We start from the raw sequence: 2,051 nt of genomic DNA on the forward strand, positions 1-2,051 counted from the left end.
CAGAACCCAGTACACTGACAGGTTTACCATTATAGGTACCGGTGTAACCAAACATATTCCGTACGGTGTTAACACAGACCGCATCGGTTAAAAAAGTTTCAGCAATATGCTTGGCCCGTAACGGGTCGCCAGGCATTAATACCGTTTCAGCAAAAGCGCCTGCTGGCGCGTTAATGTGCGGAGTAGCCATAGAGGTCTCTTAGTTAATTTTATTTTTAAATGAATCGCCGTACGCCATCGCGTCCAGCCCAAAATAATCCGCCAGCGTCTGGCCTATGTCAGCAAAGCTCTGGCGTTCACCTAAATCGGCCGCCTGCATACCTGGTTTATACCCCAGCACCGGAATATATTCACGGGTATGCTCAGTACCCTGCCAGGTAGGGTCACAACCATGATCCGCCGTCAGCAATAATAGGGTGTCGGCATCACAGGCCGCCATCAGCTCTGGCAGACGCTGGTCAAAATACTCCAGCGCTTCACCATAGCCAATAGGGTCGCGCCGATGGCCAAAGTTCTGGTCGAAATCAACCAGATTGGTAAAAACGATACTGTTATCACTCTGCTTTTGCATCTGCGTCAGCGTCGTGTCAACAAGGGCTTCCAGCCCGGTCGCTTTTAAGCTCTGGCTAATCCCCTGATGCGCATAAATATCTGCAATTTTACCAATACTGACCACCGTACCACCGGCCTGGGTAAGTTTATCCAGTACTGTCGGTGCCGGCGGTAATACCGAGTAATCGCGCCGGTTGCCGGTACGGGCATAATTTGCCGGGCTATCACCGGTAAAAGGCCGCGCTATAACCCGGCCTATGTTGTACTTATCCAGCAGTTCACGCGCAACCAGACAAAAATCCAGTAATCGCTGTAAGCCAAAGTGCTCTTCATGTGCCGCCACCTGAAACACGCTGTCTGCCGAGGTGTAGCAAATTGGCATTCCGGTGCGCACATGTTCATCCCCCAGCTTTACCAGAATATCGGTACCAGAGGCGTGGCAATTGCCCAGAATTCCTGGCACACCGGTGCGCTGACAAAGTTCGGTTATCAGCTCAGCTGGAAAACTATTGGTTTTGTCAGAAAAATATCCCCAATCAAACAACACAGGCACACCGGCAATTTCCCAGTGACCACTTGGCGTGTCCTTACCACTGCTTAGCTCTTTGGCATAACCATAGGCACCCACAACGTTTTCAGCATCAGCAACGTCTGCTTGTTTACCGCCGGACGCAGCCCTGGCCGCTTTTACCAGCCCCAGGCTGGCGAGGTTAGGCAAAGCCAGTTGACGGCCTTTTTTTTGCTGAAACACACGCGCAATGCTGGCAAAGGTATTCGCACCAACATCGCCGAATTTGTCAGCATCCGGCGCATAACCGATACCAAAACTGTCTAATACCAGGATCACTGCTTTCTTTGCCATTACCCTGCTCCTGAGTTGATCTGTTATTTTTGCTTATGTGTTGCTGTTACGTCTGACCACTTTGAACCATCAAGTGTTCAGCGGCTAACTGCATGCCACATTTTAAAAAAGGGCACGCAGTGTAAATCGAAGTGCGCCGCTTTACAATATAACAACAGCTGTCAGCATGGTATTGCCATTAAAAAACCCGCCAACACGGGCGGGTTTTTCCGGTATATAGAGCGTTACGGCAACTGCTTGTAACCCATGTTATACAGCGTAAAACTAAAAATATCTGCCATTTGCTCAATCTGTTTTGATACCGGCGTACCGGCACCATGACCGGCATTGGTTTCAATACGGATAAGCTGTGGGTTGACACCGGCATCTTTATCCTGCAGCTCGGCAGCAAACTTGAATGAGTGCGCCGGTACTACACGATCATCGTGATCTGCCGTTGTCACCATTGTCGCCGGATAAGTGACACCGGTTTTAACATTGTGCACTGGTGAGTAACCGCGCAGATAATCAAACATTTCTTTGCTCTGCTCGCTGGTGCCATAGTCGTAGGCCCAACCGGCTCCGGCAGTAAAAGTATGGTAGCGCAGCATATCCATAACCCCCACTGCTGGCAGTGCCACTTTCATCAGCTCAGGTC

2 protein-coding genes and 1 pseudogene are annotated in these 2,051 nt (G+C 50.3%); all 3 read right to left on the reverse strand.

All coding sequences use genetic code 11. From position 1 onward, the window contains the following. Positions 1 to 190, reverse strand: a pseudogene (gene deoD, locus VIN66_RS06835) (purine-nucleoside phosphorylase); the annotation flags it as partial. 9 nt (positions 191 to 199) lie between these two features. Next, positions 200 to 1,414, reverse strand: a complete 1,215-nt coding sequence (locus VIN66_RS06840; protein WP_331923281.1) for a phosphopentomutase — start codon at positions 1,412 to 1,414, stop codon at positions 200 to 202. Between the two features lie 224 nt (positions 1,415 to 1,638). Next, the coding region (locus VIN66_RS06845; protein ID WP_331923282.1) for a prolyl oligopeptidase family serine peptidase at positions 1,639 to 2,051 on the reverse strand (413 nt) is incomplete at its 5' end.

Source organism: Rheinheimera sp., from assembly GCF_036568245.1.
In the GTDB taxonomy this organism is placed as follows: domain Bacteria; phylum Pseudomonadota; class Gammaproteobacteria; order Enterobacterales; family Alteromonadaceae; genus Alishewanella.